Source organism: Solimonas sp. K1W22B-7, from assembly GCF_003428335.1.
Taxonomy (GTDB): Bacteria; Pseudomonadota; Gammaproteobacteria; order Nevskiales; family Nevskiaceae; genus Solimonas_A.
Genome location: NZ_CP031704.1, coordinates 4,324,954 through 4,346,542, shown reverse-complemented (window position 1 = coordinate 4,346,542; position 21,589 = coordinate 4,324,954). Strand labels below are relative to the sequence as shown.

Below are 21,589 nucleotides of genomic sequence, written 5' to 3'. Positions count from 1 at the left end.
GACCGGTGCGCGGCGAGCCAGAAAAAAGCGGGCGGCAATGATACCCCCGCTGGCGGCCGGAAAGAAGAGCGAAATTTGACCAGCTTTACGATGCTTCAGCTTGACAAGCGACGCTGCAGCATGCCGTCGATGAAGGCCTGCCAGGTTTCGTCCGGCGTCCACTGCTGACGCAGATCCTGCGAAGCCGCTTCCACACTTTCACCCAAGTTCAGGACGCGATGGAGAAACATGAACACGGACACGCGCATGTTCAGGGCGCAGTGGACGAACAGCTTCTGTCCTTGCAGGCCCGTCATCAGTTGGCTGAAGGTCTCGAAGTCGGCAGGGGTGGGCTGCTTCCACGCCACCGGCAGGTGGTGGTAGGGCAGGCCCAGTTGCGCGCAAAGCTGCGCTTCGTCGCGCAGCCAGCTGGACGAAGCTTCCGTTGCGAGATTGATGACGGCGGCATAGCCGGCCTGGGCCAGTACCGGGAAGTGTTCCGGCTGCGGCTGGCCGGCGGTGGCGATGAGCTCACCGTAGCGGCGGAAGTTGATCAGCGCAGGCAGGCGGCATTGCGCGGTGATGCGGGTCCAGCCTTCCTTGCTGACGTCGTCATGGAAGTCGAACCAGGATTCGTAAGCGCCGCGCACTTCCTCGGCATGGCGGTCGAGCAGACCGGCCAGCGCCAGCTCGCCGCCGCTGCGGATCGAGGAGGCCAGCAGCGGCGCCAGCTGCACCAGCGGGTTGGCCAGGATGTTGGCCAGCACGATGTCGGCGGCGAAGGGCTGGAACTGTTCCGGCAGCAAGGTGCGCACGCGCTCGGCGACACCGTTCTGCTGCGCGTTGTCGCGCGTGGCCAGCAGGGCCTGCGGATCGATGTCGACACAGATCGCCTTCTCGGCGCCGAGCAGCAGGGCGGCGATGGCCAGGATGCCGGAGCCGCAGCCGAAGTCGAGCACGGTCTTGCCGCGCAGGTCCTGGCCAGACAGCCATTCCAGGCACAGGGCGGTGGTGGGATGCGTGCCGGTGCCGAAGGCCAGGCCGGGGTCCAGCTTCAGGATCGTGGCCTCGGGGTCGGTGACTTCGCCGAGCTTTTCGTGGGGCACCACCCAGAAGTGTTCGCCGAAGCGCAGCGGCGGGCAGTCCTTGAGCCAGACGCGCACCCAGTCCTGGTCTTCGATCAGCTCGGTCTTGAACGTGGCCTCGGCGCCATCGGGCAGCAGTTCGCGCAGGCTGGCGATGACCGGCTCCAGGTCGGTGTGTTCCTTGAACAGGCCCAGCGTGACGGTATTGCGCCACAGCGGCGTCTCGCCCGGAGCCGGTTCCAGCACGGGATCGTCCTCGGCGTCGACCATGCTGACGGCGCTGGCGCCGTTGGCCAGCAGGATTTCGTCGGCGAACTCGGGGTTGGCGCTCGATACGCGCAGTTGCAGCCAGGCCATGGTGACTTCTCGGTGTAGGACTTCAGGACATTATCGCAGGGCGGGAGCATCCCGCCCTCCGCGACAAGCGAGGGCATGGATGCCCGAGGTAGGGCAACGCAGGAGCAGTTGCCGGCGGGATGCTCCCGCCCTATTTCTCTGGTTTGATCCTGGTGACGATGGCATCGACCGCACCGCGGCCGAGCAGGATCTGCAGCGCATCGCCGGACTGGGCCTGCGCTGCATCGATGAGGGCACGGCCGTTCGCGTCCAGCGCGATGGCATAGCCGCGCTCCAGCACGGCGCGCGGGTTCAGGCTGGCGAGCAGTGATTCGGCGCGGCCGAGGCGGGCCTGTGCCTGCTGCAGGCGCAAGGCCAGGCTGCCGCGCAGCAGTTGCCGGTCATGATCGAGCTTGCGGCGGCGTTGCTGGATCGCGAGCAGGGGTGTGGCGGTGCCCAGGCGGGCGGCGAGGTGGCGCGACTGCTGGCCGGCGCGGTCCAGCCTCGACAATGCCGCCGCATGCAGGCGGCTGCCAAGTTCGTCCAGGCGCTGCGCGGCATCGCGCAGGCGCCGGCCGGGGTGCAGCAGTTCCAGGCGCCGGGTCTGGCGCTCCAGGCGCTCGTTGTCCTGGCGCAGCGCGCGCTGCAGGGCATTGGCCAGGCTGCGTTCGCGCGCCAGCAGGCGCTCGGCCCATTCGGCGATGTCGGGACTGACGGCCTCCGCTGCGCCGGTGGGCGTGGGGGCGCGGTGGTCGGCGGCGAAGTCGGCGATGGTGAAGTCGATCTCGTGGCCGACGCCGCTGACCACCGGCACCGGGCAGGCGCGGATGGCGCGCGCCAGGCCTTCGTCGTTGAAGGCCCAGAGATCTTCCAGCGAGCCGCCGCCGCGGGCCAGCAGGATGACGTCGGGCCTGGCCCTGGGCAGCTCGCTCAGCGCACGGATCATGGCCGGGGCGGCCTCGGGGCCCTGCACCGGCACTGCGGCGAGGATCACCTCGGCCAACGGGAAGCGCCGCGACAGGGTGCTGAGGATGTCCTGCAGGGCGGCGCCGGTGCCGGAGGTAATGACGCCGATGCGGCGCGGCACCGCGGGCAGGTCGCGCTTGAGGTGCTCGTCGAACAGTCCTTCAGAGGCCAGCCGGCGCTTCAGTTCCTCGAAGGCGCGCAGCAGGGCGCCCTGGCCCGCCGGCTCCAGGTGTTCCACCACCAGTTGCAGCTCGCCGCGGGCGGGGTAGACCGTGACCTGGGCGCGCAGCAGCACCAGGTCGCCGTCCTGCGGCTGGGGGCGGACCTGGACATTGGCATTGCGGAACATGGCGCAGCGCAGCTGGGCGCGGGCGTCCTTGACCGTGAAGTACCAGTGGCCCGAGGCCGGGCGCGACAAATTGGAGACCTCGCCCTGGATCCAGACCCGCGGCAGGCTGTCCTCCAGCAGGCCGCGCAGGGTCTCGGCCAGCTCGGAAACCTGGTAGACGGTACGGCGGGCGGGGTCCTGGGGACGGTCGGAAGGCGGCATCGGAATCTGCGGGGCCGTCGAAGAAGTGCCGGCACCTCTGTATAATATCGTTTTGGCGGAGCCCATTTAATGACGAGAATCGAGAGCGAAGCCCTCACCTTCGACGACGTTCTGCTTCTGCCCGCGTATTCCGAAGTCCTTCCGCGGCAAGTAGATACCTCCACGCAGCTGACCCGGCGCATCCGGCTTAACGTGCCGCTGCTGTCCGCGGCCATGGACACGGTGACCGAGGCCAAGCTGGCCATCGCCCTGGCCCAGGAAGGCGGCATGGGCATTGTTCACAAGAACATGTCCGCCCAGCGCCAGGCCGCCGAGGTCCGGTCGGTCAAGAAGTACGAAAGCGGCGTCATCACCGACCCGATCACCGTGCCGCCGACCATGACGGTGGGCGAGGTGCTCAAGCTGACCCGTGCCAACCGTATCTCCGGCGTGCCGGTGGTGGACGGCAAGGAGCTGGTGGGTATCGTCACCAGCCGCGACCTGCGCTTCGAAACCCGCTACGACGAGCCGGTCTCCCGCATCATGACGCCCAAGCAGCGCCTGGTGACGGTCAAGGAGGGCGCCTCCCGCGAGGAGGTCATCTCCAAGCTGCACGAGTACCGCATCGAGAAGGTGCTGGTGATCAACGACGCCTTCCAGCTGCGCGGCATGATCACGGTGAAGGACATCCAGAAGTCCAAGGACTTTCCGATGGCCTGCAAGGACGAGCGCGGCAGCCTGCGCGTCGGCGCCGCGGTCGGCACCGGCGGCGACACTGAGGAGCGCGTCGCCGCCCTGGTGGAAGCCGGCGTGGACCTGGTGGTGGTGGACACCGCCCACGGCCATTCCAAGGGCGTGCTGGACCGCGTGACCTGGATCAAGCAGCAGTACCCGGACCTGCAGGTCATCGGCGGCAACATCGCCACCGGTGACGCCGCGCTGGCCCTGGTCGACGCCGGCGCCGACGGCGTCAAGGTCGGCATTGGCCCCGGCTCCATCTGCACCACCCGTGTCGTCGCCGGCGTCGGCGTGCCGCAGATCGGCGCGGTGATGGGCGTGGCCGCGGCACTGAAGGCCCGCGGCATTCCGCTGATCGCCGATGGTGGCGTGCGCTACTCCGGCGACTTCGCCAAGGCCCTGGCGGCCGGCGCCTACGCGGTGATGGTCGGCTCCATGCTGGCCGGCACCGAGGAAGCCCCGGGCGAGGTCGAGCTGTGGCAGGGCCGTTCCTACAAGGCCTACCGCGGCATGGGTTCCATGGGCGCCATGGCGCAGGGTTCCAAGGACCGCTACTTCCAGGACACCACGGCCGAGGTCGAGAAGCTGGTGCCGGAAGGCATCGAAGGCCGCGTGCCGTACAAGGGCCCGATGTCGGCGATCATCCACCAGATGGTCGGCGGCCTGCGCGCCAGCATGGGCTATACCGGCTGCCAGTCGATCGAAGAGCTGCGCACGCGCACCAAGTTCGTGAAGATCACCTCGGCGGGAATGCGCGAGTCGCATGTGCACGACGTGACGATCGTGAAGGAAGCGCCCAACTACAGGGTCGAGTAATGGCCGAGTACGTTACGGTGGCGGCGTTCGAGCGCATTGCCAAGGAACTGACCGCATCGGACGTACGTTTTCTCGTGGTGGGTGGGCTGGCGATGCAGGCACACGGCTTTGATCGCGTGACTTACGACGTCGATCTTGTAGTGCAGCTGGAGGCTGGCAATATCCAGAAGGCGTTCGCCGCGCTGGAGCGTGCCGGTTACCGTCCAGCGGTGCCAGTGGGCGTGGAGCAGTTTTCCGATGCCGACCGGCGCGGAGCCCTGATACGGGACAAGGGCATGGTCGTCCTGAACTTCTGGTCAGAGGCGTACCGTGAAACGCGGCTGGATGTTTTCGTCGCGGAGCCCTTCGATTTCGATACGGAGTACGACGCTGCCCTCACGGATGAGAGTTTTCCCGGCTTGGCCTTGCGCTTCCCCCGAGCCGAAACCCTCCTGGCGATGAAGCGTCTGGCCAATCGCGCAAAGGATCAAAATGACATCCTCTTCCTCGAATCCATCATCGACCGTTAAGCCCCTGAGCGCGGCTGAACGAGAGGCCTGGGCGGCGCACAACCGTGCCGAAGAGGAAGAGCGGCGGCGGCGCTTCGGTGCCATGAATTTCGCCGAAAAGCTGCATGCCCTGGAATCCCAGGGCCGTCTTCTTGCACAACTGGCGGCGCGAGCCGCACAACGTCGTACCTGATCCCTCCGGCATGAATATCCATAGCGACAAGATCCTGATTCTCGATTTCGGCAGCCAGTACACGCAGCTGATCGCCCGCCGCGTGCGCGAGCTGGGCGTCTACTGCGAGCTGCATCCCTGGGACATCAGCGACGAGGACATCCGCGCCTTCGGGCCGAAGGGCGTGATCCTCTCCGGTGGCCCGGAGTCGGTGATCGAGGCCGACTCGCCGCGCGCGCCGCAGGCGGTCTGGGACCTCAAGGTACCGGTGCTGGGCATCTGCTACGGCATGCAGACCATGGCCGCGCAGCTGGGCGGCAAGGTCGATCCGGGTTCGGTGAAGGAGTTCGGCTATGCCGAGATTCGCGCGCACGCGCATTCGCGCCTGCTCAAGGACATCGAGGATCGCGTCAACACCGAAGGCCACGGCCTGCTAGACGTGTGGATGTCGCATGGCGACCATGTCTCGCAGCTGCCGGAAGGCTTCAAGCGCATCGCCTCGACCAAGGACGTGCCGATCGCCGGCATGGCCGACGAGTCGCGCGGTTACTTTGCGCTGCAGTTCCACCCGGAAGTGACGCACACCACCCAGGGCGCGCGCATCTATTCGCGCTTCCTGCACGAAATCTGCGGCTGCGGCGACGCCTGGAAGCCGGGCCGCATCATCGAGGACGCCATCGAGACCGTGCGCAAGCAGGTCGGCAGCTCCAAGGTGCTGTTGGGCCTGTCCGGCGGCGTCGATTCCTCGGTGGTCGCGGCATTGCTGCACAAGGCCATCGGCGAGCAGCTGACCTGCGTGTTCGTCGACCACGGCCTGTTGCGCCACCAGGAAGGCGACCAGGTGATGAAGATCTTCGCCGATCACCTCGGTGTGAAGGTCATCCGCGTCGACGCCGAGGAGCGCTTCCTGCGCGAGCTGGCCGGCGTCAGCGACCCGGAAGCCAAGCGCAAGATCATCGGCCGCCTGTTCGTCGAGGTGTTCGAGGAGGAGTCGATCAAGCTGCAGGGCATCGACTTCCTGGCGCAGGGCACGATCTACCCCGACGTCATCGAGTCTGCCGGCGGCAAGACCAAGAAAGCGCACGTCATCAAGAGCCACCACAACGTCGGCGGCCTGCCCGAGCGCATGAAGATGAAGCTGGTGGAGCCGCTGCGCGAGCTGTTCAAGGACGAGGTCCGCGCCATCGGCGTGGAACTCGGCTTGCCGCGCGAGATGGTCTACCGCCACCCCTTCCCGGGTCCGGGCCTGGGCGTGCGCATCCTCGGCGAAGTCACCAAGGCCGCCGCCGACACGCTGCGTCTGGCCGACCACATCTTCATCGAAGAGCTGCGCAAGAGCGGCTGGTACGACAAGACCTCGCAGGCCTTCGCCGTGTTCCTGCCGGTGAAGAGCGTCGGCGTCACCGGCGACGGCCGCCGCTACGAGCCCGTCATCGCCCTGCGCGCGGTGCAGACCATCGACTTCATGACGGCGCACTGGGCGCATCTGCCGTACGAGCTGCTGGATGTCTGCTCGCGGCGGATCGTCAACGAGATTCCGGGCGTATCGCGCGTGGTCTACGACATTTCCGGCAAGCCGCCCGCCACCATCGAGTGGGAATGATCTTTCTCGCGCGGACCGACTGGTTCAATCGCCAAACATCATGAGGCTGAGCGGCCGCCGCGCGGCCGCCTTGCCTTCGTGGTCGTCGCCAGGCTCTTCGCGAGATCGATGAAGGCCCGCAGCTTCGGCTGACTCTGCATCGCAGCTGGAAAGTAAAGAAACAACCCGGCGTCGCGCGGGATGAACTCCTCGAACATCAGCTCAAGCTCGCCACGCTCGACTTCCTCTGCCACCTCCATCTCTCCCACGAAGGCGAGGCCAAGGCCGCGCTTCGCGAGCCGGACAGCCGCCAGCCGGTCGTCGACGATCAACTGCTCGGGCATCCGGACCTTGATGGTCTTGCCGTTGCGTTCGAACTCCCAGACGTAGAGCGACCGGTTCGTCGGAAAGCGGTACAGGACCGCCTTGTGCCGCGGCAGGTCTTCAAGCCGCTTCGGCCGTCCGGCCTTCGCCAGATAGGCAGGGCTCGCGGCGATGGCCCAGCGGTTCTCCGGCGTCAGGCGGATGGCGACCATGTCCTGGTCGATCGACTCGCCGAGCCGGACGCCGGCGTCGAAGCCTTCAGCGACGAGGTCCACGAGCACATCGTTGAGCGAGATGTCGAGCTTGACCATGGGATACAGCTCCTGAAACCGCTCCAGGATGGGCTCGATCATGCGCTCCATGGCCATGTGCGGCACAGTAAGCCGTAACGTGCCGGTCGGCACGAGTTGGGCCACGCTGAGGGCCTGCAGCGCTTCGCTGACCTCGTTGGCCGCGCGCTCCAGGCGCTGATAGAGCTCCGCTCCCGCCTCGGTCAACCGGACGCGGCGTGTTGTGCGCTGGAACAGCTTGGTCTGATAGCGCGCCTCCAGTACCCGGATCGCCTTGCTCATCGCGGTCGGCGTCATGTCCAGCGCTTCGGCGGCAGGGGTAAAGCCCCCGTGCCGCGCCACGGCCAGGAAATGGGTCAATCCGTCGAACAGGTCGCGCTTCATGCGATGACCATAGCCGATTCTCGAAGCGGTTTGTGAACTTGAAGTTCAAGACCCTGGTCCCGTGCTAACGATTATTTCTTCAATCAAGGCGCCTAAGCTCCAATCCATTCCACCGCACAAGCGGTCCACTTCCAAAGCGGGACCCCCTTTCTCGCGATGCGTGAGCTGAGCCATGACCAAGATGACCATCGACTTCGTGTCGGACGTTTCCTGTCCCTTTTGCCTCGCAGGCCTTCTCGCGCTCGAGATCGCCCTTGAGCGGACGAGCGACGTGATCGCAACTACGTTGCGTTTTCACCCGTATCAGCTGAATCCGGACCTGCCGCCCGAGGGCGAGAGCCTTGCGGCCAACCTGAACCGCAAATTCGGTATCTCGGCCGCGGATGTCCGCAATGGCTGCGCCCAGGGAACCCGGCAGGTGGCGGGGCTCGGCTTCACGATGAACTACAGCGATGCCTCGGGCATCTACAACACCCACGACGCGCATCGTCTGCTGCATTGGGCGGGGCTCCAGGGCCGCCAGCTGGAGCTGAAGCGCCTGCTCTTCGCCGCGTACTTCTCAAAGGGACTGAATCCCTCGGAGCACGGTGTCCTGATCGCCGCCGCCGTCGAGGCTGGCCTCGATCCACAGGCGGCTCGCGAGGTCCTTTCGAGCGGACGACATGACGAAGACGTCCGCGCGGACGAGCAGCTCTGGCGATGTCGTGGCGTGAAAGCTGTCCCTTTCATCATGATCAACGGCAGCCATGTGATCAGCGGCTCGCAATCGCCCGAACAGTACGAGAGCACTCTGAGGCAGCTTGCGTCGGAGAGGGCCGCTTAACGTGATCCACCGCGACTCACATTCCCTCATGCCCTGCGCCGGCGTCGTTCAAGCGACCGCCGCATCGGCCTCCTAGCACCCCCATCAACAGAAAGAGAGATCGCAATGGGCTTTACCGAACAGAACCTGGGCAATCAGTCTGGCAAGACTTTCGCCATTACGGGCGCCAACACCGGCCTCGGCTTTCAGACGGCGCGCGCCTTGGCCATGAAGGGCGGGAGGGTCATCCTGATGTGCCGCTCGGAAGCCCTTGCGCGCGGCGCAATGGACGCCATCCGCAAGCATGCCCCCACGGCCGACCTGAAGTTCGTAGCGCTGGACCTGGCGGACCTGGACTCCGTGGCCGCGGCGGCCGATGTGCTGTCGCGCGAGCCGAAGATCGACGTGCTGATCAACAACGCGGGGCTGATGGTTCCGCCACTGCAGCGAACCCGACAGGGCTTCGAAAGCCAGATGGGGGTGAATCACTTCGGGCACTTCGCCCTCACCGGCCGATTGCTGCCCAAGCTGATGGCCGACGGCACGCGAATCGTGGTCCTGTCCTCGAACGCGCACAAGATGGGCTTCATCAACTTCGAAGACATCAACGCTCATACGCACTACGATGCCTTCAAGCAGTATGGTTCCAGCAAGCTCGCCAACCTGGTCTTTTCCCTGGACCTGAACGCCCGACTGGCCACCCTCGACACCAAGGCGATCTGCGTTGCCGCCCATCCGGGTTTGGCGGATACGGAGCTGAGCCGTTATTTACCCAAGTGGGTCCGGATCTTTCTCCCTGTGCTGCGTCCCCTGGTCAATAGTGCCGCCAGCGGTGCGTGGCCGACACTGCTGGCCGCCACGGACGAGCGCGCACGGGGTGGGGAGTACTATGGGCCTTCGCGAAGGGGGGAGAGCGCGGGACCCGCAACCCGTGCTCATATCGATCAGCGTGCAAAGAATCCCGATGTCGCCAAACGGCTCTGGGATCTCTCGATCGAAATGACGAAAGTAAAACCGCTCCTGTGAGCTCAATGTCCGTGATGGCCGCCCGTCGATAGGTTCTTCAGCGAGGCCAGCGCAATGGATTTCAGGGACTGTCAGGCTGTTCATTCAAGCCGCCGCGTAGCAGCAAGATGTCGCGAATGGGGGGATTGCCGAACAGTCGCCTGTACTCGCGACTGAACTGGGTCACGCTTTCATAGCCGACACGATACGCGGCAGAGGTTGCGTCCAGCCCCTCGGTCAATAGCAGACGTCGCGCTTCATGGAGCCGAATGTGCTTCTGATACTGCAGCGGACTCATGTGCGTGATGGCGCTGAAGTGATGGTGCAGAGTCGAAACCCCCATTGCAGCCATTTCCGCCAAATCCTCGATGCGGATCGCTTCAGCGTAATGCTCGCGTAGCCAAGCGATTGCAGCCAGGATTCTGTCGCGCCGGGGGTCTTGTCTGGCAATGCGACGAAGATGGCCGCCCGACGGCCCCATCAGCAGACGATATGTAATTTCGCGCAGCACCAGCGGCGCCATGATCGCAATGTCCTGAGGCTTGTCGGCAAGCGCGGAAAATCGCACGAAAGCGTCAAGCAGTTCCGTGGTCATATGCCCAAAAGTCATGCCGGATTCGGCGTTGCTCGTCGCGGCGATGCCTTGCAGGTCGATCTCCCCTCCGATTGCCTGCGCCATGGCAAAGTCCAGCTTCAGCATCATGGACAGGCAGGGTCGGCTGGGACTGGCCTCCAGCACATGCGAGATCGTGGGTAAATCCACCGCCGTCAGAACAAATTTGGCCGCGTCATACTCATAGGCATCCGAGCCCAAGACGACACGCTTGCGGCCCTGAACGACGAAGCCGACGCTGGGCTCGTAAAGCATCGACGCGGGTTCGGTGGGTCCATCGCGACGATACAGGGTCAGGCCGGGCAACGCGGATACGTGGTCGCCAGCTTCAGGCAAGTGCGCCAACAGATATGAGCGAAGGCGCGTGCGCAGCGACGCGCTCTCGGGGTCTTCATCGGGCCAAGCCGGCTGAGGCCGGGCGTTGTTCATCAGAACCATGGAGTCATTGTGCCCCGGGGCTGTTGCTCGGACAAGGAATCCGCGCCCGGCAAGACGATCAGGCAATAATTGGGAAGGATCGGGCTAACGGCCACCTGCAGCCATGCATAGAGTTGGATCCATCACGAACTGATGGATACGAGATCGAGTATGTCTAAGGTATGGCTTGTTACAGGTAGTGGCTCCGGCTTGGGCCGGGCAATCACAGCAAAAGCGCTGGAGGCGGGCCATCGTGTCGTCGCGACTGCGCGCGACGTGAACCAGTTGGATGACTTGGTTAGGTCTTATGGTTCTCGCGTAGTACCGGTCCGTCTCGATGTTACCGATGAGCGAGAGAGCATCACAGCCGTAGACGCTGCCATCTCGGCTTTCGGACGCCTTGATGTTCTCGTGAACAATGCAGGGTTTGGTGAAACGCGGCCATTTGAGGAGGTTTCATCGAATGACTTTCGCCGTGTTGTGGAAACCAATTTCTTTGGTGTCGTGAACCTCACCCGGGCCGCCCTTCCTGGGATGCGCCGACAGAGGAGCGGTCATATCATCCAGATCTCGTCCGTCGGTGGTCGATCTGCCTTGGCGGGTAACGCTGCTTATATTGCTTCCAAGTGGGCGGTGGGTGGCTTTGCCGAGACAATCGCTCTTGAAGCCGCACCGTTTGGGGTCAAAGTGACCGCACTCGAACCAGGCGGCATGCGCACCAATTGGGGTAAGCGAGCGTTTGGAAGCGTGCCCCCCATGTTGCCGGACTATGATGCCTCGGTTGGGGAAACTGTTCGGCAACTGGAAGCCTATTGGGGCAATGAACCCAGCGATCCTGAAAAGGTCGCGCGGGTTGTCATCGGTGTCGCTGGAGCTGATCGTCTGCCGCCCCACATCCTCCTCGGCTCAGATGCATTCCAGGGAGCACTTGGAGCTGACGCGGCGAGAAATGCTGCTGCTGAGCGGTGGCAGAATGTAAGCGCATGGACGGATATTGCTTCCGAGGGGCCACTGCCCGATTTCCCTTCAGAGTAGCGTCGCGAATCATCCCGCTAGCGCTTCGTGCTGCGTGGCACCGCCGTCCCCCTGAGCCGCGCATCCTCCGCCAGCCGCGCCACCAGGAAGTCCAGCACCACCCTGACGCGTGACGGCAGCCTGCCGGGCTTGCCGAGGTACAAGGCGTGGATGGGTTCTGTTTCCATCGGGTTGTACTTCTCCAGCACCGCCACCAGCCGCCCTGCGTCCAGGTCGGCCTGCACGTGGTAGCGTGACAGCCGCGCGAGGCCGATGCCGGCGACGGCGAGATGGCGTAGCGCCTCGCCGTCGCTGCTGCGGATGTGGCCGCGCACGGGCACGTCGAGTGGCTTGCCGCCGACCCGCAGCGGCCAGTCGGGCACGCGGCGGCGGTAGCTGAAATCCAGTTGCTGGTGCGCGGCGAGGTCCTGCGGCTTCAGTGGCGTGCCGTGCCGCTTGAGATAGGCCGGTGAGGCGACGATGGCCTGCGTGGTTTCGCCCAGGTGTCTTGCGACCAGGGCGGAGGAGGGCAGCGGTCCCCAGCGCACGGCGATGTCGGCGCGCTCGTCGATCAGGTCAACGACGCGGTCGGTCAGGGCGATGTCCAGTGCCAGCTGCGGGTACAGCTCCATGAAGCGCGGCACCAGCGGCAGCAGCACCTGCGTGCCGAAGGAGGTGCTGGTGTTGATCGACACGCGGCCGCGCGGCGTGGTGTCGGCGGCGACGCCGCGCTCGGCTTCGTCCAGGTCGCCCAGCACGCGCTGGCTGGCGTCGTAGAACTGCTGGCCCTCGGCGGTGAGCTGCAGCTTGCGGGTGGAGCGGTGCACCAGCTGCGTGCCGAGGCGCGCTTCCAGGCGGGCGACCAGCTTGCTGATCGCCGAGGGCGTCATGCCCAGGGCCCGTGCCGCCGCGGAGAAGCCGCCGCGGTCCACCACCAGCACGAAGGCCTCCATCTCGCCGGAGCGGTTGATCTCGATGCGCGGCATGGCGTCTGATCCTGTGATTTGAAGTCACAAGTGTATGTCCATGCGTCCGGATATTCATCCAGGGCGGCGGCGCCTACAGTGCGCCCACTATGCCAATCGCACTTCTTGCCTTGACCGCCGGCGCCTTCGGGATCGGCACCACCGAATTCGTCATCATGGGCCTGCTGCAGCAGGTCGCCGCCGACTTGCAGGTGTCGGTGGAGGACGCCGGCCTGCTGATCTCCGGCTACGCGCTGGGCGTCACCGTCGGCGCGCCGCTGCTGACCATCGCCACCCGCACGCTGCCGAAGAAGCGGGTGCTGCTGGGCCTGATGGCGATCTTCACGCTGGGCAACCTGGCCTGCGCCCTGGCGCCGGACTACGGCTGGCTGATGGCGGCGCGCGTGGTCACCGCGCTGGCCCATGGCACCTTCTTCGGCGTCGGCTCGATCGTGGCCACCGGCCTGGTGCCGGTGGAGCGCCGCGCATCGGCCATCGCGATCATGTTCACCGGCCTGACCGCGGCGACGCTGCTAGGGGTGCCGGCCGGCGCCTGGCTGGGTCTGCACTTCGGCTGGCGCGCGACCTTCTGGGCGGTGATGGTGATCGGCCTGCTGGCGCTGGCGATCATCGCGCTGTTCGTGCCGGCGGATGCCGCGCCGCGCGGCAAGCTGGCGCCGCTGCGCGAGGAGTTCGAGGTGCTGGCGCGGCCGCAGGTGCTGCTGGGGCTGGGGATTACGGTGCTGGGCTTTGCCGGCGTGTTCGCGGTCTATACCTATGTGCAGCCGCTGCTGATCGACGTCACCGGCGTCTCGGCCGAGGCGGTGTCGGCGATCCTGTTGCTGTTCGGCCTGGGCCTGGCCTTCGGCAATGTCTGGGGCGGGCGCCTGGCGGACCGGGCGCCGACGCGGGCCGTGCCTGCCACGCTGGCGCTGCTGGCCCTGGTGTTCGCCGCGATGCCGCTGGCCATCGGCACGCCCTGGGCCGCCGCGCTGTTCTTCGGCGTGCTCGGCATCGCCGCTTTCGCCACGGTGGCGCCGCTGCAGCTGAGCGTGCTGGAGGCGGCCTCGGGTGCAGGCCAGACACTGGCCTCCAGCCTCAACATCGCCGCCTTCAATCTCGGCAACGCGCTGGGCGCGGCCGCCGGCAGCCTGACGATCGCACAGGGATTCGGCCTGCGGGCGCTGGGCGGCGTGGCCCTGCTGTTCACCGTGGCGGGCCTGGCGCTGGCCTTGGCCGGCCGGTCGCTGCAGCGGCGCCGCGCGGCGCCCTGCGACATCGCCGCCTGAGCGCGGCCATCCCGTTTCCCCACAGGAGCAAGATCATGGAATACCGCTATCTCGGCAACTCGGGTTTCAAAGTGCCCGCCCTCGGCTTCGGTGCCGGCACCTTCGGCGGCGTGGGCCCGCTGTTCAGTGCCTGGGGCAATACCGACGTCGCCGCCGCGCGGCGCATCGTCGATATCTGCCTGGATGCCGGCGTCACGCTGTTCGACACCGCCGATGCCTATTCCAGCGGTGCCTCCGAGACGATCCTCGGCACCGCGCTCAAGGGGCGCCGCGAGCGCGCGCTGATCTCCACCAAGATTTCGCTGCGCGTCGGCGAGGGTCCCAATGACATCGGCTCCTCGCGCCACCACCTCATCGAGGGCGTGCATGCAGCGCTCCGGCGCCTGGACACCGATCACATCGATATCCTGCAGCTGCATTCCTTCGACGCGAAGACGCCGGTGGAGCAGGTGCTGACCACGCTCGACAATCTGGTGCGCCAGGGCAAGCTGCGTTATCTCGGCGTATCCAATTTCTCCGGCTGGCAGCTGATGAAGTCGCTGGCCGCCGCCGACCGCCTGGGCCTGGAGCGCTACGTCGCCAACCAGGCCTATTACTCGCTGGTTGGCCGCGACTACGAGTGGGAACTGATGCCGCTGGGTCAGGATCAGGGCCTGGGCGCGCTGGTCTGGAGCCCGCTGGGCTGGGGGCGCCTGACCGGCAAGATTCGCCGTGGCCAGCCGCTGCCGGAGGGCAGCCGCCTGCACGAGACCGCAGGCTTCGCGCCGCCGGTGAGCGATGAGCAACTGTACCGCGTGATCGACGCGATGGAGGAGGTGGCGGCCGAGACCGGCAAGACCCTGCCGCAGATCGCGATCAACTGGCTGCTGCAGCGGCCGACCGTATCCAGCGTGCTGATCGGCGCGCGCGACGAGGCGCAGCTGCAGGAGAACCTGGGCGCGCTGGGCTGGCAGCTGAACGCGGACCAGATGGCGCGGCTCGACGCGGCCAGCCGGGTGACGCCGCCGTATCCCTACTACCCGTACTGGAACGGCCAGTTCAGCGAGCGCAGCCCGGTGGCGGTGCCCGGCTGAGCGCCCGCTGACGGCGTCGCGATTTGCTGGTATTGATACGCTTCCGCCGTATCCATCCGCAGCCGCGACCCGCCATGGCCGACACCCCCACGCCCGAAGACGAACACTGGATGCGCCACGCGCTGCTGCTGGCGCGGCGCGCGCAGGAGGCGGGCGAGGTGCCGGTGGGCGCGGTGCTGGTGCAGGGCGACCGCATCATCGGAGAGGGCTGGAACCGGCCGATCGGCGACCACGATCCCAGCGCGCATGCCGAGATGCTGGCGATGCGCGCGGCGGCGCAGCGCATCGGCAACTACCGCTTGCTCGACACCACGCTGTACGTGACGCTGGAGCCCTGCGTGATGTGCGCCGGGGCGATCATCCATGCGCGCGTCGGGCGGCTGGTCTATGGCGCGCCGGATCCCAAGGCGGGGGGCGTGCACTCGGTCTACGACGTGATCGCCAACCCGCGCCTCAATCACCGCCTGCCCTGGCAGGGTGGGGTGCTGGAGGTGGAGTGCGGGCAGATTTTGCGGGATTTCTTCAGGGCGCGGCGCGGAAAGACGGTGTAGCTGGGCCTGGACTTCTTTTTGTGGGAGCGGCTTTAGCCGCGATGAAGCCCAAAGATCGCGGCTAAAGCCGCTCCCACGTAAAGCAAGCTAACCTTCTAGACCGCCAGGTCCAGCATCGCCGCGGTATTCAGGTGCCCGCGCTCACGCGCGATCTCGGCGGCGGTCTTGCCGTCTTCGGTGCGGCCCTGGCGGTCGGCGCCGCGCGACAGCAGCAGCTTGCACAGGCCCTCGAAGCCGCGCGAGGCGGCCAGGTGCAGGGCGCTGACGCCGCTGCCGCCGACGTATTTCACGTCTGCCCCGAAACCGATCAGCAGCGGCGCCAGCGCTTCGCCGGCGGGGCCGGCGATGGCGGCGTGCATCGGCGTGTTGGCCATGGGGTTCTGCGAGACCGCTTCCATCGGCGCGGACAGGCCCAGCAATACGAACACGGCCTCGCGCGAGCCGAGGAAGGCGGCGAGGTGCAGCGGGGTCCAGCCGTCGGGGCTGTATTCGGTGGTCAGCGCCGGCTGCGCCGCGACCAGTTCGGCGACGCGGCGGGCGTCGTTGCATGCGGCGGCCTCGAACACGTCCAGCGGGCGGAAGCCCTTGAGCAGCTGGGCGATGTCGAGGGCGCCGTTGTAGAGCGCGAACATCAGCGGCGACAGGCCGCCGGGGATGGCGTCGGTGGCCTGGGAGGCGTCGCGCTCCAGGGCAGCCTTGGCGGCTTCGAGATCGCGTTGCTGGATGGCCAGCATCAGGGGGCGGACAGCGGACATGGCGGGGGAGGGTGGCCTGGGAAAGGGGCGCAGCCTAGCGGCGAACGCGGCCGGGCTCAACCCCGGCAGGAGCCGGCCGGACTTCAGGAATTCCCGCGACCCACGTCACAAAAGCGCCTGGATTCAAGACTTGCTCAAGAAGAATTCAGGCGGATTTCAGGACTTCGTTAAGACTTCCGGTGCCGCGGAGCCCAGATTGGAACCATCCACCGCATGCGGTGCGTTCCACCAACAAGGGGTTTCGGCAATGAACTACTCGGCTTGGAAGAACCTGGGAAATCAGGGTGTTGCGGCGGCAGCGCTGCTGGCCGGCGGCCTCGGGCAGGCGCAGGCGGCGGTACAGGCGGGCGTGCCGGTAGCTCCGGCCTATGTGCCGGGCGTGGCGATGATGGAGGCGGGCGGCTATGGCGGCGGCGCGGTGCTGATCTGGGCCTCGGTGCTGCTGCTGACCTTCCTTTGCTTTGCCGCCCTGGTGCTGTTGCTGCGGCAGCCGCAGGACGCGGTGGCGGTGCAGGTGCCGGCTGTCGCCGTTCCGGAGCCGCAGCCGCGCGCCGCGCAGGAGCCGCTGCCGGTGGCCCGGAAGGTGGTGCCGCTGCGTGCGGCCGTACCGGCGGAGCCGGCGTTCGCGCTCAGTGCACCGCCGCCGCGGGGAACCTGGGCGCTTCGGGCCTGAGTTCGGCGACGAAGCGGTAGCCGTAGCCGTGCACGGTCTTGATGATGCCCTGCTGGTCGTCGTGCAGGACCTCGCGCAGGCGGCTGATGCATTTGGCGACGACCGTTTCACTGGGGATGCGGCCGGGCCAGATGGCGGTGAACAGCTCGTCCTTGGTCACCACCTTGCCGGCGTGGCGTAGCAGGTAGCGCAGCACCTCCAGCGGCTTGCGCTCCAGTTCCACCGGCGCGCCGGCAAAGCTCAGCACCAGGCTGCCTTCGTCGAAGCTGGCGTGGCCGAAGTTCCAGACCTCCACGCTGCCTGCAGGACCCGCCTGGGGCTCGGCCGGCTGCGGCTGCAGGGCCTGCGGCAGCACCGCGCGGTCGTCCGGCAGGGCATAGACCCGCAGCGGGTAGCCCAGCCCCTTCACCGCGATGTCGGCGCAGGAGGGGCAGCTGACCTCGTCCTGCACCAGCGCCCAGGTCGGGTGGCTGATCAGGACCTGGCCCGGGCCGCAGTGCTCCTGGATGCTCTCGGCGACGTGGGTCTGCAGGCCGATGCCGGAGTACAGCTTGCGCTCTTGCGAGCCGAAGTCGCCGACGCTGGCATAGCCGCTGTTGATGCCGATGCGGATCCGGAAGGGCTGGTTGAGGCCGTGGCGCGACCACATGTCGCGCAGGCCGTCGACCCGCTGCTGCATTTCCAGCGCCATGCGGATCGCGCGCAGGGCGTGGTCGCGGTCGTCGGTGAAGTGCGGCGCGCCGAACAGGATCAGCATGCTGTCGCCCAGCACATGGGCCACGGTGCCGTCGTGGCGATCGGCGATGGCGACCATCTCCGACAGGTACTCGCCGAGGATCGCCGCGAGGTCCTCGGCCTCCAGTTCTTCCGCGGCGCCGATGAAGCCTTCGACGCCGACGAAGACGATGGTCAGCTTGCGGCGCTCCGGCTTGGTCGACTCCAGGTGCGCGCCGGAGGCGATCTGCTCGGCCAGGCGCGCGGGCACGTAGCGGCGGATCAGGCGGTTGGCGCGCTCCAGGGATTCATGGGCCTGGCGCACGCGGGCGCGCTGGCTGTGCTGGGTGCGCTGGAACAGGATGCACAGCGACACGCAGAAGCCCAGCAGCACCAGGATATGCAGGGACACGGCGGTGAACCAGACCGGGTTGTTCTGCGCATCGATCGAGCGTTCCAGCATCATCGGCGCATAGGGCAGCCAGCCGCTGGCCTCGAGCACGCCGACCAGCAGCATCCAGGCCATCAGGTTGCAGAAGCCGAACAGGCCGAGGTCCTCGTCCAGTACCAGGGTCCACAGGATCACGATGGCCGGGTAGATCGCCACCAGCGGCGTGCCCATGGTGCCGTAGAGCTGCAGCAGGCCGACGATGAAAGGCGATTGCACCATCACGAACAGGCGCGCCGGCAGCTTGCCGTCGCGACCCGCCCGCGCCGCCGGAATCGCGGCAATGGTGACCAGCACCTGCGCGACGATCCAGACGTAGATGAAGCCGTTGAGCAACTGCAGGTTCATCGCCGTGGGATAGGCGACGCTGAACAGCAGGGCATTGACCAGCGCGGCGAAGACGGAGGCGAACACGCCTACCGATCCGAGCAGGAACAGCCGCTGGCTCATGGGCCAGTCGATGAAGCCGCCGAGGCGCTCGCGCAGGTTCATGGCGGCGCGACGATGTGCGAACCTCCGCCTGCCCGGCGAAAGCCCGCGCACCTGCCTGTCCGGCAATTCCCTTCAGCATTCATGGGTACATCCCCCTGTCATCACACTGCCTAGCGGGGGCGATGCATGCAATACGCCAGAGGGCATTCGGGGGCAGCCAGTGTGATGCAGTCGTCAGGCGGTCGCGCGGGGTGGCACTACTGACTGTCGGTTTATTTGCTCGCGGACCCGGATTGCGCCACCGCGCCGCTGCGCTGTCCGGCTCTCGGTCTATAATAAACATCACTGTTGTATGTTATCTGGATTTGTGAGATAAAGTTTTCCGGGGCGCACCGTTTCGCGCCCGGGAACCGTTCGCGGTGGCGGCACCCAGGCACGGCCTATCCGGGGCGCCGGGGGCGAGCCGCCGTCGCAGGAGGAAGACATGAAAATTCGGATAGACAAGGCGTCCTGCGTCGGCAACGCGCGCTGCGCGGCCGTGTCGGCGGAGCTGTTTCCGCTGAACGAGGACGGCTATATCGCCGTCGAGGAAATCGACGTGCCCGAGGGCATGGAGGCGCTGGCCCGGCGCGGAGCGCGGGCCTGCCCCGAGCGCATCATCGTCGTTGTGGAAGAGTGATTCCGGCGCGGCCCGTCAGGTCGCCTGCATAGAACAAGCTTTGGAGGAGTGAGATGGACTTTCTGGGTTACAAGAACAAGCGTGTGGTCGTCAGCGGCTGTTTCTCCGGCATGGGCGAGGCCACGGCCCGCAAGCTGCTGGAGCAGGGCGCCGAAGTGCATGGCATCGACTACAAGCCGACCCAGCTGAGCCTGGCTTCGTTCAACCAGGTGGACCTGCGCGACCCTGCGGCCATCGACGCCACCATCGCCAGGATCGGCGGCAAGGTCGATGCGCTGTTCAACTGTGCCGGTCTGCCGCAGACCTCGCCGGCGCTGGACGTGATGAAGGTCAACTACGCCGGCACGCGCCGCGTGACCGAAGCCGTGCTGCCGCTGATGTCCGAGGGCGGCGCCATCGTCAGCATCTCCTCCAATGGCGGCATGGGCTGGAGCCGTCGCATTCCGGTGCTGATGCAGCTGCTGCAGATCACCGACTACGAAGCGTCCATCAAGTGGTGCCAGGACAATGCCGAGCAGGTCAGGGAGGGCTATGCCTTCTCCAAGGAGGCGATCATCCTGTGGACCATGGTGAGCTCCTTCCGCCTGATCAAGCAGGGCATCCGCATCAACTGCACCATGCCCGGCCCGACGCAGACGCCGATGATGAGCCACTTCGAACAGGCCACCAAGGCCTCGGTGCTGGATGCAGCGATGCAGCCGATCAACCGCCGTTCGACCCCGGACGAGCAGGCCGGCCCGCTGCTGTTCCTCAACAGCCCGGCGGCGAGCTACATCAACGGCGTTGCGCTGGCGGTGGACGGTGGCTTCATGGGCGGCATCGCCACGGGCCAGATCGATCCGCGCAGCCTGATGGCCAACGCTTCCTGAGGCAGGCACAGGGATGGCCGCACCACGTCCGATGCCGCGCCTGGATGCCGACAACCGCCCGTTCTGGACGGGCGGCGCGGAAGGCGAGTTGCGCCTGATGCAGTGCCAGGACTGCAAGACCTTTATCCACCCGCCGCGCCCGGTGTGCCGCAGCTGCCTGTCGGAGCAGGTCAGGCCGGTCGCGGTGGCCGGGACCGGCGTGGTGGATACCTTTACCGTCAATCACCAGAAATGGCATCCGGCGCTCGAGGTGCCGTATGTCATCGCGCGCGTGGCCATCGACGGCGCCCCGGGCGTGTATCTCACGACCAATATCGTGGGCTGCCCGGTGGAAGAGGTCGATATCGGTGACCGGGTGAGAGTGAAGTTCGAGCAGCAGGGCGAGATTTATTTTCCGCTGTTCGAGAAGCTTGCCTGATGTCCGCGAACGAAGCCTATATCAGCGGCGTCGGCCAGTCCCGGATCGGCGTGAAGCTGACGCGCCATCCGCTGCTGCTGACGCTGGATGCGATCCGCGAGGCGCTGGACGAGGCCGGCCTGACGATCGGCCAGGTCGACGGTGTGTCCACCTATCCCGGGCGCGTGCCGGCCCTGCTCGGCTTCTCGCCGGTGGGTGCAGACGAACTGATCGACGCGCTGGGCATTCGCGCCACCTGGCATGCCGGCGGCGGCGAGATCACCTCGCAGCTGGGTGCCGTGGTGGCCGCGGCGGCGGCCGTGCGCACCGGCCAGGCGCGCCACGTGATCTGCTACCGCACGGTCTACGAGGCTGCTGCCTTGGCGCGGCCCGAGGAATACCCGGTGCAGCGGCGCGATCGCGTCGACGGCTACTCGCAGTGGTTCGCCCCGTTCAATGCACTGTCCGCGGCCAACTGGACCGCGCAGTACGCGATGCGTCACGTCAAGCGCTACGGCATGACCCGCGAGCAGCTGGCGCAGATCGCGCTGACCGGCCGCGCCCATGCCGCGCTCAATCCGCGCGCCCTGGTGCGCGAGCCGCTGACGATGGAGGAGTACCTGTCGGCGCGGATGATTTCTTCGCCGCTGTGCCTCTATGACTGCGACCGCTTCACCGATGCCTCGACCGTGTTGATCGTTTCGGCCGGCGACGCGCTGGACGAGGTCCGCTGCACGCCGGTGCGCATTGCCGCCATGGCCGGCACGGTCGAGCGCCACAGCTGGGACCAGGCCGAATGGATGGCCTGCTATGCCACCGGCGCCGATCTGTGGAAGCGCACGGACTACAAGCCTGCCGATGTGGACACGGTGCAGCTCTACGACGGCTTCAGCTTCCAGGCCGTGGCCTGGCTGGAGGCCCTGGGCTTCTGTGGTGTCGGCGAGGGCGGAAAATTCATCGAAGGCGGCCAGCGCATTGCGCTGAACGGCGAGCTGCCGCTCAACACCTTCGGCGGACAGATCGGTGCCGGGCGCCTGCATGGGTTCGGGTTTGCGCACGAGTCGGTCGTGCAGCTCAGAGGCAAGGGCGGCGAACGCCAGATTCCAGGTGATCCGCGCGTGGCGGTCTGCACGTCGGGCGGCGGGCCTCTGGCCACCGCCCTGCTGCTGACGCGGGATTGAGCACTCAAGCATTCAAGCAGGCA

20 protein-coding genes and 1 pseudogene are annotated in these 21,589 nt (G+C 66.6%); 14 read left to right on the top strand and 7 right to left on the bottom strand.

Annotated features, from left to right (window positions below; translation table 11 throughout):
* Positions 1–551 precede the first annotated feature (551 nt).
* A pseudogene (gene prmA, locus D0B54_RS19585) lies at positions 552–1,421 on the bottom strand (50S ribosomal protein L11 methyltransferase); the annotation flags it as partial.
* Positions 1,422–1,551: 130 nt separating this feature from the next.
* Positions 1,552–2,916, bottom strand: a complete 1,365-nt coding sequence (gene xseA / locus D0B54_RS19580; protein WP_117293346.1) for an exodeoxyribonuclease VII large subunit — start codon at positions 2,914–2,916, stop codon at positions 1,552–1,554.
* A gap of 69 nt (positions 2,917–2,985) precedes the next feature.
* Here xseA and guaB point away from each other — a divergent pair, with 69 nt between their 5' ends.
* From guaB to guaA, 3 genes are all read left to right on the top strand, one after another.
* On the top strand, positions 2,986–4,449 hold the full coding sequence (guaB, locus tag D0B54_RS19575) for an IMP dehydrogenase (protein ID WP_117293344.1): 1,464 nt from the start codon (positions 2,986–2,988) through the stop codon (positions 4,447–4,449).
* Positions 4,449–4,958 (top strand): hypothetical protein, encoded by a 510-nt coding sequence (locus D0B54_RS19570; RefSeq protein WP_117293342.1) that lies wholly within the window; start codon positions 4,449–4,451, stop codon positions 4,956–4,958. Before guaB ends, D0B54_RS19570 begins: the two co-directional genes overlap by 1 nt.
* Positions 4,959–5,140: 182 nt before the next feature.
* Entirely contained in the window at positions 5,141–6,712 is a 1,572-nt protein-coding gene (gene guaA, locus D0B54_RS19565; RefSeq protein WP_117295382.1) for a glutamine-hydrolyzing GMP synthase, read from the top strand.
* Between the two features lie 38 nt (positions 6,713–6,750).
* Here guaA and D0B54_RS19560 read toward each other — a convergent pair whose 3' ends face one another.
* A complete protein-coding gene (locus tag D0B54_RS19560; protein ID WP_117293341.1) occupies positions 6,751–7,689 on the bottom strand; it encodes a LysR family transcriptional regulator in 939 nt (312 codons plus the stop codon).
* Positions 7,690–7,861: 172 nt separating this feature from the next.
* On the opposite strand from D0B54_RS19560, the gene D0B54_RS19555 reads away from it, so the two are divergent.
* Positions 7,862–8,512, top strand: a complete 651-nt coding sequence (locus D0B54_RS19555; RefSeq protein WP_117293339.1) for a DsbA family oxidoreductase — start codon at positions 7,862–7,864, stop codon at positions 8,510–8,512.
* 105 nt (positions 8,513–8,617) lie between these two features.
* On the top strand, positions 8,618–9,517 hold the full coding sequence (locus tag D0B54_RS19550) for an oxidoreductase (protein ID WP_117293337.1): 900 nt from the start codon (positions 8,618–8,620) through the stop codon (positions 9,515–9,517).
* A gap of 61 nt (positions 9,518–9,578) precedes the next feature.
* Here D0B54_RS19550 and D0B54_RS19545 read toward each other — a convergent pair whose 3' ends face one another.
* On the bottom strand, positions 9,579–10,547 hold the full coding sequence (locus D0B54_RS19545; RefSeq protein ID WP_117293335.1) for an AraC family transcriptional regulator: 969 nt from the start codon (positions 10,545–10,547) through the stop codon (positions 9,579–9,581).
* A gap of 150 nt (positions 10,548–10,697) precedes the next feature.
* Here D0B54_RS19545 and D0B54_RS19540 point away from each other — a divergent pair, with 150 nt between their 5' ends.
* Positions 10,698–11,561 (top strand): SDR family NAD(P)-dependent oxidoreductase, encoded by an 864-nt coding sequence (locus tag D0B54_RS19540; RefSeq protein WP_117293333.1) that lies wholly within the window; start codon positions 10,698–10,700, stop codon positions 11,559–11,561.
* Between the two features lie 17 nt (positions 11,562–11,578).
* Here D0B54_RS19540 and D0B54_RS19535 read toward each other — a convergent pair whose 3' ends face one another.
* Positions 11,579–12,526 carry a LysR family transcriptional regulator gene (locus tag D0B54_RS19535; protein WP_117293331.1) on the bottom strand — a complete coding sequence of 316 codons (948 nt, stop codon included), beginning with the start codon at positions 12,524–12,526 and terminating at the stop codon, positions 11,579–11,581.
* A gap of 89 nt (positions 12,527–12,615) precedes the next feature.
* On the opposite strand from D0B54_RS19535, the gene D0B54_RS19530 reads away from it, so the two are divergent.
* The 3 genes from D0B54_RS19530 (at position 12,616) to tadA (ending at position 15,418) form a co-directional block, all read left to right on the top strand.
* Positions 12,616–13,794: an MFS transporter gene (locus tag D0B54_RS19530; RefSeq protein WP_117293329.1), complete on the top strand. Its 1,179-nt coding sequence runs from the start codon at positions 12,616–12,618 to the stop codon at positions 13,792–13,794.
* Positions 13,795–13,829: 35 nt separating this feature from the next.
* Positions 13,830–14,867, top strand: a complete 1,038-nt coding sequence (locus D0B54_RS19525; protein ID WP_117293327.1) for an aldo/keto reductase — start codon at positions 13,830–13,832, stop codon at positions 14,865–14,867.
* Positions 14,868–14,941: 74 nt separating this feature from the next.
* A complete protein-coding gene (tadA, locus tag D0B54_RS19520; protein ID WP_117293325.1) occupies positions 14,942–15,418 on the top strand; it encodes a tRNA adenosine(34) deaminase TadA in 477 nt (158 codons plus the stop codon).
* Positions 15,419–15,513: 95 nt separating this feature from the next.
* Here the strand turns inward: tadA and D0B54_RS19515 are convergent, their stop codons facing one another.
* The gene (locus tag D0B54_RS19515) at positions 15,514–16,173 is read right to left on the bottom strand and encodes an ankyrin repeat domain-containing protein (RefSeq protein ID WP_117293323.1); all 660 of its coding nucleotides are present in this window, start codon (positions 16,171–16,173) and stop codon (positions 15,514–15,516) included.
* A gap of 247 nt (positions 16,174–16,420) precedes the next feature.
* Here D0B54_RS19515 and D0B54_RS19510 point away from each other — a divergent pair, with 247 nt between their 5' ends.
* Entirely contained in the window at positions 16,421–16,846 is a 426-nt protein-coding gene (locus tag D0B54_RS19510) for a hypothetical protein (protein WP_117293321.1), read from the top strand.
* Here the strand turns inward: D0B54_RS19510 and D0B54_RS19505 are convergent.
* Positions 16,803–18,500, bottom strand: a complete 1,698-nt coding sequence (locus tag D0B54_RS19505; protein WP_117293319.1) for a winged helix-turn-helix domain-containing protein — start codon at positions 18,498–18,500, stop codon at positions 16,803–16,805. The two genes, D0B54_RS19510 and D0B54_RS19505, sit on opposite strands and share 44 nt — an antisense overlap.
* 424 nt (positions 18,501–18,924) lie before the next feature.
* Here D0B54_RS19505 and D0B54_RS19500 point away from each other — a divergent pair, with 424 nt between their 5' ends.
* From D0B54_RS19500 to D0B54_RS19485, 4 genes are read left to right on the top strand one after another with little or no spacing between them, the layout of a single operon-like run.
* Positions 18,925–19,119 (top strand): ferredoxin, encoded by a 195-nt coding sequence (locus D0B54_RS19500; protein WP_117293315.1) that lies wholly within the window; start codon positions 18,925–18,927, stop codon positions 19,117–19,119.
* Between the two features lie 53 nt (positions 19,120–19,172).
* Positions 19,173–19,988 carry a coniferyl-alcohol dehydrogenase gene (locus tag D0B54_RS19495; RefSeq protein ID WP_117293313.1) on the top strand — a complete coding sequence of 272 codons (816 nt, stop codon included), beginning with the start codon at positions 19,173–19,175 and terminating at the stop codon, positions 19,986–19,988.
* A gap of 13 nt (positions 19,989–20,001) precedes the next feature.
* Positions 20,002–20,406 carry a Zn-ribbon domain-containing OB-fold protein gene (locus D0B54_RS19490; RefSeq protein ID WP_117293311.1) on the top strand — a complete coding sequence of 135 codons (405 nt, stop codon included), beginning with the start codon at positions 20,002–20,004 and terminating at the stop codon, positions 20,404–20,406.
* Positions 20,403–21,566: a thiolase family protein gene (locus D0B54_RS19485; RefSeq protein WP_117293309.1), complete on the top strand. Its 1,164-nt coding sequence runs from the start codon at positions 20,403–20,405 to the stop codon at positions 21,564–21,566. The genes D0B54_RS19490 and D0B54_RS19485 overlap by 4 nt, the downstream gene beginning before the upstream one ends.
* The last annotated feature ends 23 nt before the right edge of the window (positions 21,567–21,589 follow it).